The sequence below is a fragment of the Nannocystis pusilla genome (assembly GCF_020073745.1).
GTDB classification, from domain to species: domain Bacteria; phylum Myxococcota_A; class Polyangia; order Nannocystales; family Nannocystaceae; genus Nannocystis; species Nannocystis radixulma.
Genome location: NZ_JAIRAU010000057.1, coordinates 22,834 through 35,705, shown reverse-complemented (window position 1 = coordinate 35,705; position 12,872 = coordinate 22,834). Strand labels below are relative to the sequence as shown.

Sequence of the window (12,872 nt, the reverse complement as noted above, 5' to 3'; positions counted from 1 at the left end):
GAACGCGTTCAAGGGCCGCTCCGGGGGCGAATCGGCGAGGGCCGAGACGGCGCCCCGGGCGTGTGCGCTGACGCGGGCGAAGCCGTGGCCGGCAGGATGTCGGGGTGCCGAATTGCGCGCCAGGCGCCCCGCTGTTATCCCTCCGCGCCGTGCAGGGCGAGAACCTCTTTAACCCCTCCGACCCCGGCGTGCGCCTGCTCGCCCAAGCCGTGCAGGCGGTGCCGCCGGAGGCGCTGGCGCTGGCCTACGGCGGCCCGCTGCCCGGTCTGCGGCCGGGGGCCACGCGCTGGGCCATCGATGTCCGCGAGCAGTCTGCCGACGAGCCGGCGACGCTCGCAGCTCCGTGGTCGGTCGACATCACCCCACGCTTCCGTGCCGCCGCCGTGTGGCCGCGCGCGCACCTCGGCAAGGACTTCTCCGAAGCCAGCCTGGCGCTCGCCGCCTCGGTGCTGCTGCCCGGCGGCCGCCTCTTCTGCGCCGTCCGCAAGGACAAGGGCGCCGCCTCGCTGGCGCGCACGATCGCGGCGCTGCTCGGCGGGTGCGAGACCGTCGAGCGCGACCGCGGCTATCACTTGCTCGCCGCCGAGAAGTCCGACCGCTTCGACGCCAGGGCGGCCGCCGAGCTGCTGGCAGTGCGCTACGAGATCGCCGAACCACTGCTCGGCGAGGTGCCGCTGCTGTCGGCGCCCGGCGTGTTCTGCCGCAAACACCTCGACGACGGCACGCGCGCGCTGCTGACGGCGCTCGCCGAGGCGGAGCTGCCGACGCCGCGACGCGTCGTCGACCTCGGCGCGGGCATCGGTCCGCTGGCGCTGTGGGCGGCGCGGAGATGGCCGAAGGGACATGTCCTGGCGGTCGAGAGCAACGTGATCGCCGCCGGCCTGGTGCGCGAGAACGCGGCCCGCCTCGGCTGCGAACGCGTCGAGGCGCTGCTGTCCGACGGCCTGCCCGCGGCCCACCCGTGGCGCGGGACGGTCGAGCTGGCGCTGGTCAACCCGCCGACGCACGCGCCCCCGGAGGCGTTCGCGGCGCTGGTCAAGCCGCTGCCGCACTGGCTGCGCGACGGCGGCGAGGCGTGGTTCGTGGTCAATCGCTCGGGGCGCCTGGTGCAGGTGCTGAAGGACACGCGGGCGCAGATCGAGACGCACGAGGCGCCGGGGTTCTGGATCGTGCGCGCGCGCTGGGGCGGGTGACGCACGAGACATGTCCTCGGAGATATGTGCGCGAGGCAATGCGCCTGTTCGGTCGCCGCCACGCGCCGGCTCGGCAGCGGACGCTGATGCCCGGACTCGCGGGCGGCCTGGGTGCGCACCGACGCGATCCTGCGCGCCGGTTCGATCGAGGCGCGCCGCTGCTGCGGCCTGGCTTTGAGAGGGAGAGGCGGCTCGGTGCGCGCCGATTCGGGCGACGCGCGCAGCGTCAGTCGTCGCCGAACAGCGAGCGCTGCTGCGGCCTGGCCTTCGGGGCAGGTTCGGCGCGCATGGTGGCCTGGGCCGGCAGCCGCGGCGGGTCGGTGTTGAAGCCGAGGCGACGCGCGTGCACCTCGAACAGCTGCTCGATGGCCTGCCAGCGCGGGCCCTGACCGTCCATGCGCTGGCCGAACCGCGAGTCGTTGAGGCCGCCGCGGCGGACGTCGCGGATGGCCGAAAGGACATGTGTGTGGCGCAGCGGCTCGGCCTCCTGCAGGCGGGCGTCGAACACCGGCAGGACCTCGGCCGGGAGGCGCAGCAGGGTGAGGAAGGCGTTCTGCGCCCCGGCCTCGCGGGCGCGCGCGAGGATCTGCGGGATCTGGCTGTCGTTGAGGCCGGGGATCACCGGCGCGACCGCGACGCCGGTACGGATCCCCGCGGCGCTCAGGGTCGCCAGCGCCTGCAACCGCTTCGACGGGCGCGCCACCGAGGGCTCGATCCGCCGGGCCATCGCGTCGTCGACGAACGGGACGCTGATCGTGACCGAGACGCCGGCGCGGCGGTTGAGTGCGACCAGGAGGTCGACGTCGCGGGCCACGAGCGGCCCCTTGGTGATGATGCCGACCGGGTTGGCGAGATCGATGCACGCCTCGAGGCAGCCGCGCGTCAGCGCGTAGTGGGCCTCGAGCGGCTGGTAGCAGTCGGTGACGCCGCTGAACGCCAGCAGCTCGCGGGTCCATTTGGGGCGGGCCAAGAACTGGCGCAGGAGCGCCGGGGCGTTGCGCTTGACGACGATCTTGCGCTCGAAGTCGGTGCCGGCGCCCCAGCCGAGGTACTGGTGCGTGGGCCGGGCGTAGCAGTAGGCGCAGCCGTGGTAGCAGCCGCGGTACGGGTTGACGCTGTAGCGGAACGGGATGTCGGGGCTGTCGTTGGTGGCGACGACGCTGCGCGCATCCTCCTCGTACACCTCGAGCCCGGCGTCCGGCGGCTCGCCGAGGTACTCGACGTGGGTCGACAGCCACGGGTTCGGCGGGTTGTCGACGGGACGCGGCACGGCGCGTGAGCGTAGCAGGCCGGAGCGGGCGGGGAAGTCGCAGGGCGTGAGCCCGGGCGCTCGCGTGCTTTTTATTAAAAAGGGGCGCGGGTTCCGCCGAGGCGGGAGCGGGAAGTTGTGCCGGCGTGCTCGGGCAGAACCGTGCGAGACGAGTGCGAGAGGGCATGTCCTCACGGACATCTGCGGGGGGCGGAGATGTCTTTTCGGACATGGCTGAAAGCGGGTGTCGCAGGCCAGCCGCGTGAGGCGGACGGACGTGTTGGTGGTATGTCCTCATGGACATGTGCGTGCGTGAGCGCGACGAACCTCGCGCTCACGGGCGGCTGATCATCAGCAATATGGTCGAAGAGACATGTTTTTCGATGGACCTCGCCGGATCCGTCGGCGTGGGTTCACGCGCTGCTGAGCACCAGGCGGGCCAGCTCGCGCGGGAGGTGTGAGAGGCCGAGGTCGCCGAGCACGCTGAGCTTGCCGTGGTGGTGCCAGTAGAGCAGCGGCGAGACCGGACCGGGGAGCGTGCGGTAGGCGTCGCGCGTCCAGGAGGAGATGAAGCGCAGCGCGTCGCCGAGGCGCAGCGGGGCGGCCTCGGGCTCGGCGCACCAGAACTGACGCAGACCCCAGGCCACCAGCGAGCGCCGCAGGCGGCGGGCGCCCGGGGCGAGGAAGATAGCGACGCCGCGGGCAGGGAACGCGACGACGGTGCCGACCGGGCCGGGCGGTTGGCCGAGCAGCGCCTCGAGCTCGAGCACGGCGGCCGTCGTGTCGGGCCGACCTGGCCCTCCGAGCATGTACGCATAAACACCTTCGGACGGGGCGGCGAGCCCGAAGTCGAGGTGCTCGGTGCAGGTGCCGAGGCGAGCGCGATGAAATAGACCGGCAGGCCCGAGGCCGACGGCGGTGAGCTCGCGACGCGCGGGGATCTCCACGCGGCCGTCCGGCACGGCGCAGGCGACCAACTCGCACAGGCCGGGCGCGAGCTCACGGGCGAGGGCGTCCGGATGACGCGCGCACTCGCCCGGCGAGACGAGGAGAGCGCGCAGGGCCGGCAGGGTGCAGTCACGAGCGGTCGGCCGTACCCGCCGGGCCGGCGCGGCGCCAGGAGCAGCCGAGACGAGTGCGAGCGCGGAAGGGGGCGCAGAGGCCGGGAGCGGGGCGACGGACAGGCGCGGCGTCGGCGAGGCGCTCGAACTCGAGGCCGGAGGTCGCGCCGAGGTCGACCGCGAAGGGGGGCTGCTGCGCGCGGAGGGTGAGGCGGCCGAACTCGCGGCCGGAGGTCGCGCTGAGGTCGCACGCGAAGGGGGGTCGCTGCGCGCGGAAGGTGAAGCGGTCGAACTCGGGGCCGGAGAACGCGCTGAGGAGGTTGACCGCGAAAGGGGGCCGCTGCGCGCGGAGGTTGAAGCGGTCGAACTCGGGGCCGGAGAACGCGCTGAGGAGGTCGACCGCGACGGGGGGCCGCTGCGCGCGGAGGGTGAGGCGGCCGGAGGTCGCGCTGAGGTCGCACGCGAAAGAGGGCCGCTGCGCGCGGAGGGTGAGGCGGTCGAACACGAGGCCGGAGAACGCGGGGTGGAGGTCGACCGCGAGAGGGTGCCCCGGCACGCGGAGGGCGAGGCTGCCGGAGAAGCGTTCGAGGTTGGAGTTCGCGGGGAGGAGGCCGGCGGCGAAGCGCCACGGCGCGCGGAGGGCGAGGCGGCGGGCGGTGAGGCCGAGACGGATGCCGGCGCAGGCGCGGGCAGTCGCGCGGACGAGGCCGGCGGACGCGAGTTGGCGGCCGGCGGGCGCGAGTTGGCGGCCGGCGCTCGCGCGGACGAGGGCCGGTCGCTCGACGGCGAGGTCGCGGCTGGCGCTCGCGCACGCACCGATGCGGAGGGCGGCACGACCACGAGCGGGGCGGGCGGAGATGGTGCGGCGGCGGGTGCGGGGGAGCGAGCCGAGAGCGGCGCCGACCGACGCGGTCGTGAGGCAAATTCAGGCGGGGCGTGCGACATGGTCCCCCTGAGGTCGATGCGAGCCGGGCTTCTTTTGCACGGCGAGCAAAAAAAATCGCACCCTCACGCCTGGCCGTCGCGTCGCGCTATTGTGAAGTGGTGCGCGACGCGTGGATCTTCCTGCCGACCCTCGTGCTGCTCCCCGGCTGCTCGGGCGAGGTCACGGCGATCGCGGCGCTCGTGTTCAGCATGTCGTTCGGGGCCTGGCTCGTCGGGCGCGACCGACGACGGCGGGCGATGCTCGAGGCGGAGGTGCTGCGGCGCGCGATCGCGACCGGACGTCACCGGGAGATCGAGCAACACCTGCGGCGCGAGCTCGCGCTGGCCGCCGCGGGCGAGGCGGTGAGCGTCGAGCGGCAGTGGTTGGCGCGCGCGCAGCTCGGCGGCCTGCTGGTGGCCGAGTGGCGGCTCGACGAGGCCAACGCGCTCTACGACGATCAATCGACGAAGTTGTCGCCGCACCTGCAGGCGCTGGCGGCGTTCGGTCGCCACGAGATCGCCTGCCTCGCCGAGTCGACGTCGGCCGAGCGCCTGGCGAAGATCCGCGGCGACCGCGACGCCTGCCTCCGCTTCGTCCCACCGGCCTACCAGCCGACCGTGGCGCAGGCCTGGAACGCGCTCGAGGGCCTGTGCCTCGCGCGCATGGGTCGCGCACGCGAGGCCGCGGCGCTGCTCGAGCACGGGCTCGAGTCGCTCGGCTACAACCCCGCGCGCGTGGTCTACCTGTTCCACCTCGGTCAGGCGTACGAGCAGATCGGCGAGCGCAGGCAAGCCGTCGCGCGCTACGAGCAGGCGATGCAGTCGTTCCCCGGCACGCGTCTGGCCAGCGAGGCGCGCGCGCGCTGCCTGGCGCTCGGGAGCGGCGGACGCGACGAGCTGTTCCGCGGCATGTTGCCGGAGTCGCCGACGCCGGCGCTGGCTCTGTCGCGCCCCGAGCGGACGCGCTGACACCAGGGACGCCCGGACACGTGTACGAGGCCGGGGCGCCGCGCCGAGTCTTGCGACCCTGCCCCCTCGTCCTGCTAAGGTAGGAAGCAGTGGCGAAGCGACGAGGAGTGATCCAGCACGCGGCGGAGACGATCAGCCACGGCTTCGGCTACGCGCGTCACCTCCTGCGCGGGAATCGTGTCGCCGGAGACATGTCCTGGGTCGAACCCGGGAGCCGCCCGGTGGTGCTGGTGCACGGGTTCCTCGGCACGCGCGGGACGATGTTACCGCTGACGCGCCGGCTGCAGTCGGACGGCAAGGTCGTGTTCAGCTACCACCACGGGATGCTGCAGCTCGGCTCGCTCAGCCGTTCGGCCGAGGAGCTGGCGGTGAAGCTGCGCGGGTTGACCGAGAGCCTCGAGATCGACCGCGTCGACGTCGTCGGCTTCAGCATGGGCGGCCTGGTGGCGCTGCACGCGGTCAAGTTCCTGTACGCCCACCACCACGTGCGGCGGCTGGGGCTGATGGGCACGCCGCTCGGCGGGACGTGGATGTCGCTGGCCGGCATGGCGACCGTCGGGCTCGTCAGCGCCTCGGTGTGGCAGGTCCGTCCCGGCAGCCGGTTCATCAGAGAACTGCGTGCCGCCCCCCTGCCCGCCGGCGTGCGCCTGCGGCAGATCCACGCCGACGCCGACGCCCTCTGCCCCGACCCGGGACCCATCGAGGGCGTCGACCGCGAGCGCGACTACGTGGTGCTGCCGGGCGGCCATTCGTCGCTGGTCATCGCGCAGCCGTTCTATGCCGCCGTCCGCGAGTTCCTCGACGAGCCCGACGAGCCGGCCCGCGCGGTCCTGTCGCGCTGAGCCGCCGCGGAGGGCCGCAGGGCCGCCGGGCGCAAAGGCCAGGTCGCCGGGGTCAGGATGTGACGCACGCGTCATGAACTGCGATTTGCCGGTTTGCCGACCAGCGTGAAGCGCGCCCTGGAGAATGTGCGAATTCGCGCTTAAGGTGTGGCTTGAAGACAGCAGCAGTTTTGCCGCGCGCGAGGCGATCTGCGTATAGTAGAGGTCATGCGTCGCTCTGTTCTTGCTGTCGCTTGCGTGTTCGCGTTGACGCCCCAGCTCGCCCTCGCAAACCCCTACGCGCGCGCGAGTTCGCTGTGGGCGCAGGCTGCAGCGACGCAACCGACGCAACCGACGACGACGGCGACGCAGCCGGCCGCGGACAACCCCGACTGGCAGCCGACCAGCTCGAAGGCGCCGAAGAGCGACGAGATCGTGATGCCGGAGAAAGCGGAGCCGGCACCGGAGGTGAAGCCCGAGCCGACGCCGGAGCCGGAGCCGCCGCCGCCCGAGCCGGAGAAGCCGAAGTGGACGCGTCACGGCTTCGGTATCCGCGGCGGCATCTCGGTGATCCCGACCTGGGCGGTCCGCGGATATGTGCAGAGCATGACGAACGCGCTGTGCCGCGGTGACTCGATCCCCGGCGGCAAGTTCGGCGCCGGCCTGACGCGCGTCGACGGCTGCAACTTCTACATCGGCGGCGAGTACATCTACCGCTTCTCGAAGAACTTCGACATCGTCCCGGCCGTCGCCTACCACCGCCTCAAGGCGCCCGACGGCCTGTGGCTCGACGACAGCGAGAAGGACGCCAACGGCAACCCGAACCTCCAGGCGGCCGACTACACGCAGGTCAACTTCAGCTTCGTCGCGCTGCAGGTCGACTTCATCGGCCGCGGGACGATCGTCGAGACGCCCGACTTCGCGTTCCAGCTCGGCGGCGGCGGCGGCCTCGGCATCGGCATCATCACCGGCAAGGGCCTGTGGCAGACGCCGCTCGGCAGCCCGGCCCTCGGCTCGACCGACGGCAACCCGCAGAACACCTGCAACTCGGTCGCCGACTACTCCGATTTCACCAAGTGCACGCCGCACTGGTCGCCCGACCCCGACAACCCGGGCGGCGCCCCGCCGGCCCAGGGCAGCCTGCTGCTCGACCAGAGCGGCGCGAACGTCGGGCGCTTCGCCAAGTGCACCAAGGACAGCTGCGCCGAGTCCGACCTCAACGCCCTCGGCCGCGAGAAGGGCATCAACCTGCCCGTCATCCCCATCGTCAACCTGCTTCTCACCGCCCGCTTCCTCATCAAGGACACGTTCGGCATCAACCTCACCGGCGGCTGGAACACCGGCTTCTACTTCGGCGGCAGCCTGCAGTACTTCTTCGGCTCGAAGTGAACGAGGGACATGTCCTGCGGGATATGTCTCAGGGGCTCGGTCGAGAGGGACATGTCCTCGGGGGCATGTCCCGAATGAGCGAACGGCAGGAGCTCCGGCCGTGCGGAGCGAGTCGCCTCAGCGGCACAGCTCGCCGCGCGGAGCGAGGCCGGCGCCGTCGAGCGTGAATTGCGGCGGGATGGACGGCTCGGCCTGAGCGGGGGATTGCGAGGCGCTCGGAGCCGGAGGGGTGTCCGCCGGGGCAGGTGCATCGGGCGCGTCGCCCTCGCCCTCCGAGGGCGCGGCGGCGGTGTCCTCGTCCTCCCAGCCGGCGTCGTCGTCGTTGGCCTGGGCGACGGCGCTGTCTCCGAGGTCGGGATCGACGGTCTGCGCGCCGTAGGTGATGATGACGAGGTCCTGCCGACGCGTGCTCGGGCCGGCGAGGCGGGTGCGGCGGGGCAGCACCGTGCCGTCCACCGGGTGCAGCTCCTCGTGCAGGAGCGACCACATGCGCGCGAGCTGGCCGTCGCTGCGGCGCTGCCACAGCGTGCCGCCGGCCGGCCACCAGGCGCCGTCGACGTGGGCGAAGCGCAGCTCTTGCTCGTACCCCGGGGCGCGCAGGCGCAGGACTTCGTGGCCGTGGCGGGCGTCCCAGCTCTGCGACACGACCTCGTAGGGCGGGGCGAGCACGGGAGCGCCGCCGAGCACCAGGGACACCAGCTCCTGCGCGGCGAACGGTACACCGAGCAGCCGCTGGATCGCACAGTCGGCGGGAGGCCCGGCGAAGAAGCCGCTGGGCAGGTTGTCGGCGGCGACGTTGCGCAGGGTGTAGCCGCGCTCGTGGAAGGCCAGCGAGACGAACTCGTGACCGGCGATCTGGATCTGGCCGGAGAAGCGCCCTGGCTTTTGGGCCAGGAACATGAGGTTGCCGCTGGGCGCGCGACCGATCCGGATCTTGGCGACCGGGACCTGCAAGGCGGAGATCTTCGGCGCCGCAGTGCCGAGCAGCTCGTCAGGCTTCGGGGCCTGGCCCGCCGCGTAGGGCGGGAGGATCTCGGGCGGACGGCACCCGGTCGCAGCAGCGGCGAGGAGGGCGGCGAAGATGGGGGCGAGGAGACGCGAGCGCACGCCGGGGAACCTTAACCCGTCCGCCCGGGACGTGCACGCGCCAGGAGCCGGCCGGGCTGCCATGTCGCGCGACGAAAAGCGCGCCCGGGGCTGGTGCAGGAGCGTCGATGGGCCGCGAGAGGTCGCGAACTGCTGGAACTCGAGGTGCATGCGATCGGCAGGTCCGTGCGAGTGCACGGAGGGCTCGGAAGAGCGGGGGAGGGGAATCGAGGGCTCGGAGAGACCGTGAACCGGCCGCTGTGTCGCCGAGACGAGGTGAAGGAGGGACGTACGCCGAGGTGACGCGTCGGAATCACGGAGTCTCCGAGGCAAGAGGGAGGAGAGGGCACACCGGGGCAGTGGAGCTTGATGCGGATCGCGTGGCCGGACAGGTCCGGCTGTTTCATCCGGAGCGAGCGATCACGCGTGTGGCAGGACGACCGTCTCCACGGCTACCGCCGTGCGGTGATGATGGATGTCTCTACGGACAGGTGGTGAGGTGCTTGAAAGCCCGGAGAGTCGGAGCACGGGCACGGGCGCGACGCGCGTCATCGCCGTGAAAGGAGTGCAGACCGTCGCGATGAGCGGGGCCACGGAGGTGCCCTCGCGCGTCGCGCCCGTGCCCGTGCCCCGGCTCGCCGGGCTCACGCGCTCAGGGCTTGGCGGCCTGCTCGTCCTTCGGCACCTCGCGCAGGGTGGTCTCGCCCTTGAGCACGAGGTACTGCTTGAACTTGGCGTAGGTCTTGGGGCCGATGCCCTTGATCCGGATGATGTGGTTGGTCTCCTGGAACGGCTTGTTGGCGCGGTAATCGACGATCTTCTTCGCCATCGCCGGGCCGATGCCGGGCAACAGCTCGAGCTGCTCGACGGTCGCGGTGTTGAGGTTGACCTGGCCCTCGAGGGTGGGCGCCGCGAAGGCCGGCGATGCGACCAGCAGGGTGGCGGCGAGCGTGGACAGGGAGAGGAAGGTGCGGATGCGCTTGAACATGGTGTCTCCGTTCGGCGTTGCGCCGATGCACCCTCTTGAGCAAGCCGAGCGCCGCGATCGTGAGCGAAGCATTTCAACGACTTGCGGACGTGACCCGGGTGCCAGGTGGCCCGCCCGCTGGACGCCCTGTCGGCCCGCGGGACACGCCGCCTGCGCGAGGCCCTCTCATTCACGAGCGGCCGCGACGAGGCAGCAGCAGAACATCGGCGCGGTCGCTCGCTCACCCGGCATCGGCGGCGACGCCCTGGCCAGCCCGCCGGACACCGCCGCTCGCGGGGCGCGGCCGGCGAAACATTTCAACGACTTGCGGACATGTCCCGAGCGCCAGGCGACCCGCCGGCAGGACGCGCCCTGTCGGTCGGCCGGACAGCCCTGCCCCGCGAGCGTCCTGCTACTCGTCGGCCTTGGGCTCGATCGGCATGCAGATCGACTCGATCGGCATCGAGTGCGGGTTGGTCGGCGAGAACGCGACGTAGACGCCGTTGCTGCCGGTCTGTCGGCACTCGTAGCCGTCACGGCAGCCGCGGTCGGTGTTGCACTCCTTGCGGCAGGAGACCCGCGCGCTGAACAGGTCGGCGCACAGGCCCTCGGGCAAGCACAGCTCCTGATCGGTGCAGCGGTTGTAGATCGTCGGATCGCCGAGCTCGCGGCACTTGTACTGGGGATCGCTCTCGCTGATCTTGTCGTCAGGCCCGACGGGGCGGCGATCCTCGCAGTCGGGGTCGCAGGCCACGCTCAGGAACTCCGTGTTGAAGACCTGAATGCAGGCGCCCTCTTTCGGGCACGAGCCGGGGGTGCAGCCCTCGATCGTGCACTCGCCCTTGCCGTTGGGGTCGGGGTTGCCGTTGCCGTCGACGAGGTACGAGAGGTCGCAGATTCGCTCGCCGCGGAAGCTGCAGTCGGTGCTCACCCGGCACGCGCTGCCGATCTTTCGCTGACACGCGCCGAGCGCGACGACCTGCGCGAGCAGCGCAATGACGAATAGGAGGCGGCGGGAGGCCATGGGCGCGCGCGGAGCATACACGGCCGCCTACTTTGGGTCACGCCACGATCCGTGGCACCCTCGTAGGCCGTGCACCCGACCCTCGACGAACTGCTGGCCCAGTTCCGCGGGCTCCTCGACGCCCACCGCGCCGGTCTCGCACCCAGCCGCGCCGGCGAGGGCAACCTCCGCTGCGACGGCTGCCTCGATTGCAACCGCTGCCGCTTCTGCGTCCAGTGCGTGCGCTGCAACGACTGCAGCAACTGCGAGCAGTGCCACGACTGCCGCGCCTGTACCCGTTCGCGCATGAGCCGCTCGTGCGTCCGTTCGGGCCACCTCGAGTTCTGCGAAGGCTGTGAGGATTCGCAGTACCTCGTGCTCTGCGTCGACTGCATCGGCTGCACGCAGTGCTTCGCCTGCGTCGGCCTGAAGAACGAAGAGTTCTGTATCCTCAACCAGCGCTATTCGCGCAAGGACTACTTCCCGGCGGTCCAGGCGCTGAAGAAGCGGCTCGAGGAGGCGATCTTCGCCGGCCACGTGCTCCCGGAGATCGCGGTCGCCGGCCGCGGCATGTGGCCGCCGCGCGGGTCGGAGATCCCGAAGGAATTGCCGGGCGAGGCGGCGATCGCCGCGCCGGCGACCGAGCCGGCCGGCGACGAGGCCGAAGCCGTGGCCTTCGTCGACGACGCGGTCGACCCATGGGCCGACGATGTCTCGCCGAGCCGCGAACCGGGCCTGCCGGTCGAGCGCGACCCGGTGGCGGTGTCGTGGGTGCCACAGCCGTCGCGCCCGATTTGAGGCGCGACCGCCGGGCCTGTGGTAAGCGCCCGCCATGCTGCTGGCAGGTCGGACTCTGGCGATCATCGGTTGCGGGACCATGGGCGAGGCGATCGTCGCCGGCCTGCTGCGGGCGGGGTTGCTGGCGCCGACCCAGATCGTGGCGACCACGCGCCGCCAGGAGGCCGCCGAGGCCGTCCGCCAGCGCCACGGCGTGCGCATCACCACCGACAACCTGCAGGCGATCGGCGAGGCCGACGCCGTCGTGCTCGCGGTCAAGCCGCAGCGGGTCAGCAAGGTGCTCCACGAGGAGGGCGTCGGCGCGGCGCTGGTCGGCAAGACCGTCATCAGCATCGCCGCTGGCGTCACCCTCGCCCAGCTGCAGAGCTGGTTGCCCGAGAGTCCTGTCGTTCGGGCCATGCCCAATACGCCATGTCTGATCGGACAGGGCATGACGGTGCTGGCGCGCGGCTCGCGAGCGGGCGACGCCGAGGTCGCGCTGGCCAAGAAGTTGTTCGACACGGTCGGCCTGTGCCTCGAGGTCGAGGACAAGCTGATGGACGCGGTGACGAGCCTCGGCGCCAGCGGCCCGGCGTTCGTCTACGTGATGATCGAGGCGATGGCCGACGGCGGGGTGATGATGGGCCTGCCGCGCCCGGTGGCGCTGCAGATGGCGGCTCAGGTGTTCCAGGGCGCGGCGCGCATGGTGCTGTCGACCGGCTTCCACCCGGCCGCCCTCAAGGACCAGGTCACCACCCCCGCGGGCTGCACGATCGCCGGCATCTTGACCATGGAGGACGGCAGGATCCGCTCCGTCCTCGCCCGCACGATCCAGGAGGCCGCGCGGGTCGCCAGCGAGCTCGGACGCGACAGCTCGGCCGAGAAGTGACGGCGCGCCGGCGCCGACCCGAGGGCCGCCGGTCGAAAATTTGCCTCGCGGCGGCGCGGGCTCGAAGATCGCGCGCGCGCGCCTCGGGCGGACCGCGCACCCGGCCTCATGCGCACCCTGCTCAGCCTCGTGTTCCTGGTGGCGATCCTGTGGGCCAGCTGCACGGTCAAGCTCGGGGCCTTCACGCTGTCGGAGCACGTCGACCGGATCGGTGAGACCCCGCAGGCGAAGGAGCTGCTCGACGGCACGCGCGGGCGGATCTCCCCGATGCTCGAGGACATGAAGCAGCGGATCTTCGGCGAGTACGTCGAGGCTCCCACGCGCGCCACGAAGGAGCCGCCGGCCGAGCGCCGGCGGCCGCCGCGACCGTCGCAGGCGGCGGTGCGCAGCGCGACGCCCGTGGAGGCTCCGCCGCGGCGCGAGGTCGAGGCTCAGCCCGGTCGCGGGCCCTCCGCGAGCGCCGAGGACGCTCGCCTGCCGGGCGGGCGACGTGCAGCGATCCGGCGCGACGGCGCGTGATCCCGTCGACCGCCACGGTGTGCGT

At 72.1% G+C, this 12,872-nt stretch carries 13 protein-coding genes; 7 read left to right on the top strand and 6 right to left on the bottom strand.

What is annotated here, in order from left to right; genetic code table 11:
- The first annotated feature begins 149 nt into the window (after window positions 1-149).
- Complete coding sequence (locus K7C98_RS45305; protein ID WP_224197172.1) at window positions 150-1,193, top strand: methyltransferase; 1,044 nt, start codon at window positions 150-152, stop codon at window positions 1,191-1,193.
- A gap of 226 nt (window positions 1,194-1,419) precedes the next feature.
- On the opposite strand, the gene K7C98_RS39845 is transcribed toward K7C98_RS45305, so the two are convergent.
- The 3 genes from K7C98_RS39845 to K7C98_RS39835 form a co-directional block, all read right to left on the bottom strand.
- Window positions 1,420-2,463, bottom strand: coding sequence for a PA0069 family radical SAM protein (locus tag K7C98_RS39845; protein ID WP_224197171.1), 1,044 nt, complete (start codon window positions 2,461-2,463; stop codon window positions 1,420-1,422).
- Between the two features lie 392 nt (window positions 2,464-2,855).
- Window positions 2,856-3,404: a hypothetical protein gene (locus K7C98_RS39840; protein ID WP_224197170.1), complete on the bottom strand. Its 549-nt coding sequence runs from the start codon at window positions 3,402-3,404 to the stop codon at window positions 2,856-2,858.
- A 115-nt stretch (window positions 3,405-3,519) separates the two neighbouring features.
- Window positions 3,520-4,059: a hypothetical protein gene (locus tag K7C98_RS39835; RefSeq protein WP_224197169.1), complete on the bottom strand. Its 540-nt coding sequence runs from the start codon at window positions 4,057-4,059 to the stop codon at window positions 3,520-3,522.
- Window positions 4,060-4,547: 488 nt separating this feature from the next.
- Here K7C98_RS39835 and K7C98_RS39830 point away from each other — a divergent pair, with 488 nt between their 5' ends.
- From K7C98_RS39830 to K7C98_RS39820, 3 genes are all read left to right on the top strand, one after another.
- On the top strand, window positions 4,548-5,396 hold the full coding sequence (locus K7C98_RS39830) for a tetratricopeptide repeat protein (RefSeq protein ID WP_224197168.1): 849 nt from the start codon (window positions 4,548-4,550) through the stop codon (window positions 5,394-5,396).
- An 89-nt stretch (window positions 5,397-5,485) separates the two neighbouring features.
- Window positions 5,486-6,238, top strand: a complete 753-nt coding sequence (locus K7C98_RS39825) for an alpha/beta fold hydrolase (protein WP_224197167.1) — start codon at window positions 5,486-5,488, stop codon at window positions 6,236-6,238.
- A 207-nt stretch (window positions 6,239-6,445) separates the two neighbouring features.
- The gene (locus K7C98_RS39820; protein ID WP_224197166.1) at window positions 6,446-7,606 is read left to right on the top strand and encodes a hypothetical protein; all 1,161 of its coding nucleotides are present in this window, start codon (window positions 6,446-6,448) and stop codon (window positions 7,604-7,606) included.
- A gap of 117 nt (window positions 7,607-7,723) precedes the next feature.
- On the opposite strand, the gene K7C98_RS39815 is transcribed toward K7C98_RS39820, so the two are convergent.
- From K7C98_RS39815 to K7C98_RS39805, 3 genes are all read right to left on the bottom strand, one after another.
- Window positions 7,724-8,713, bottom strand: coding sequence for a hypothetical protein (locus tag K7C98_RS39815; protein WP_224197165.1), 990 nt, complete (start codon window positions 8,711-8,713; stop codon window positions 7,724-7,726).
- A gap of 631 nt (window positions 8,714-9,344) precedes the next feature.
- Window positions 9,345-9,680, bottom strand: coding sequence for a ComEA family DNA-binding protein (locus K7C98_RS39810; RefSeq protein WP_224197164.1), 336 nt, complete (start codon window positions 9,678-9,680; stop codon window positions 9,345-9,347).
- A 391-nt stretch (window positions 9,681-10,071) separates the two neighbouring features.
- Window positions 10,072-10,683 carry a hypothetical protein gene (locus tag K7C98_RS39805; RefSeq protein ID WP_224197163.1) on the bottom strand — a complete coding sequence of 204 codons (612 nt, stop codon included), beginning with the start codon at window positions 10,681-10,683 and terminating at the stop codon, window positions 10,072-10,074.
- A 69-nt stretch (window positions 10,684-10,752) separates the two neighbouring features.
- On the opposite strand from K7C98_RS39805, the gene K7C98_RS39800 reads away from it, so the two are divergent.
- The 3 genes from K7C98_RS39800 to K7C98_RS39790 all read left to right on the top strand — a co-directional run bounded on the left by K7C98_RS39800 (window position 10,753) and on the right by K7C98_RS39790 (window position 12,847).
- Window positions 10,753-11,460, top strand: a complete 708-nt coding sequence (locus K7C98_RS39800) for a hypothetical protein (RefSeq protein ID WP_224197162.1) — start codon at window positions 10,753-10,755, stop codon at window positions 11,458-11,460.
- 34 nt (window positions 11,461-11,494) lie between these two features.
- A complete protein-coding gene (gene proC, locus K7C98_RS39795) occupies window positions 11,495-12,328 on the top strand; it encodes a pyrroline-5-carboxylate reductase (RefSeq protein WP_224197161.1) in 834 nt (277 codons plus the stop codon).
- A gap of 108 nt (window positions 12,329-12,436) precedes the next feature.
- Complete coding sequence (locus K7C98_RS39790; protein WP_224197160.1) at window positions 12,437-12,847, top strand: hypothetical protein; 411 nt, start codon at window positions 12,437-12,439, stop codon at window positions 12,845-12,847.
- Window positions 12,848-12,872: the final 25 nt, after the last annotated feature.

Bases quoted from the DNA above. Each gene is read 5' to 3' on its own strand.
- K7C98_RS39820 (WP_224197166.1), top strand. From the start codon at position 6,446: ATGCGTCGCTCTGTTCTTGCTGTCGCTTGCGTGTTCGCGTTGACGCCC.
- K7C98_RS39810 (WP_224197164.1), bottom strand. From the start codon at position 9,680: ATGTTCAAGCGCATCCGCACCTTCCTCTCCCTGTCCACGCTCGCCGCC.
- K7C98_RS39805 (WP_224197163.1), bottom strand. From the start codon at position 10,683: ATGGCCTCCCGCCGCCTCCTATTCGTCATTGCGCTGCTCGCGCAGGTC.
- proC (WP_224197161.1), top strand. From the start codon at position 11,495: ATGCTGCTGGCAGGTCGGACTCTGGCGATCATCGGTTGCGGGACCATG.
- K7C98_RS39790 (WP_224197160.1), top strand. From the start codon at position 12,437: ATGCGCACCCTGCTCAGCCTCGTGTTCCTGGTGGCGATCCTGTGGGCC.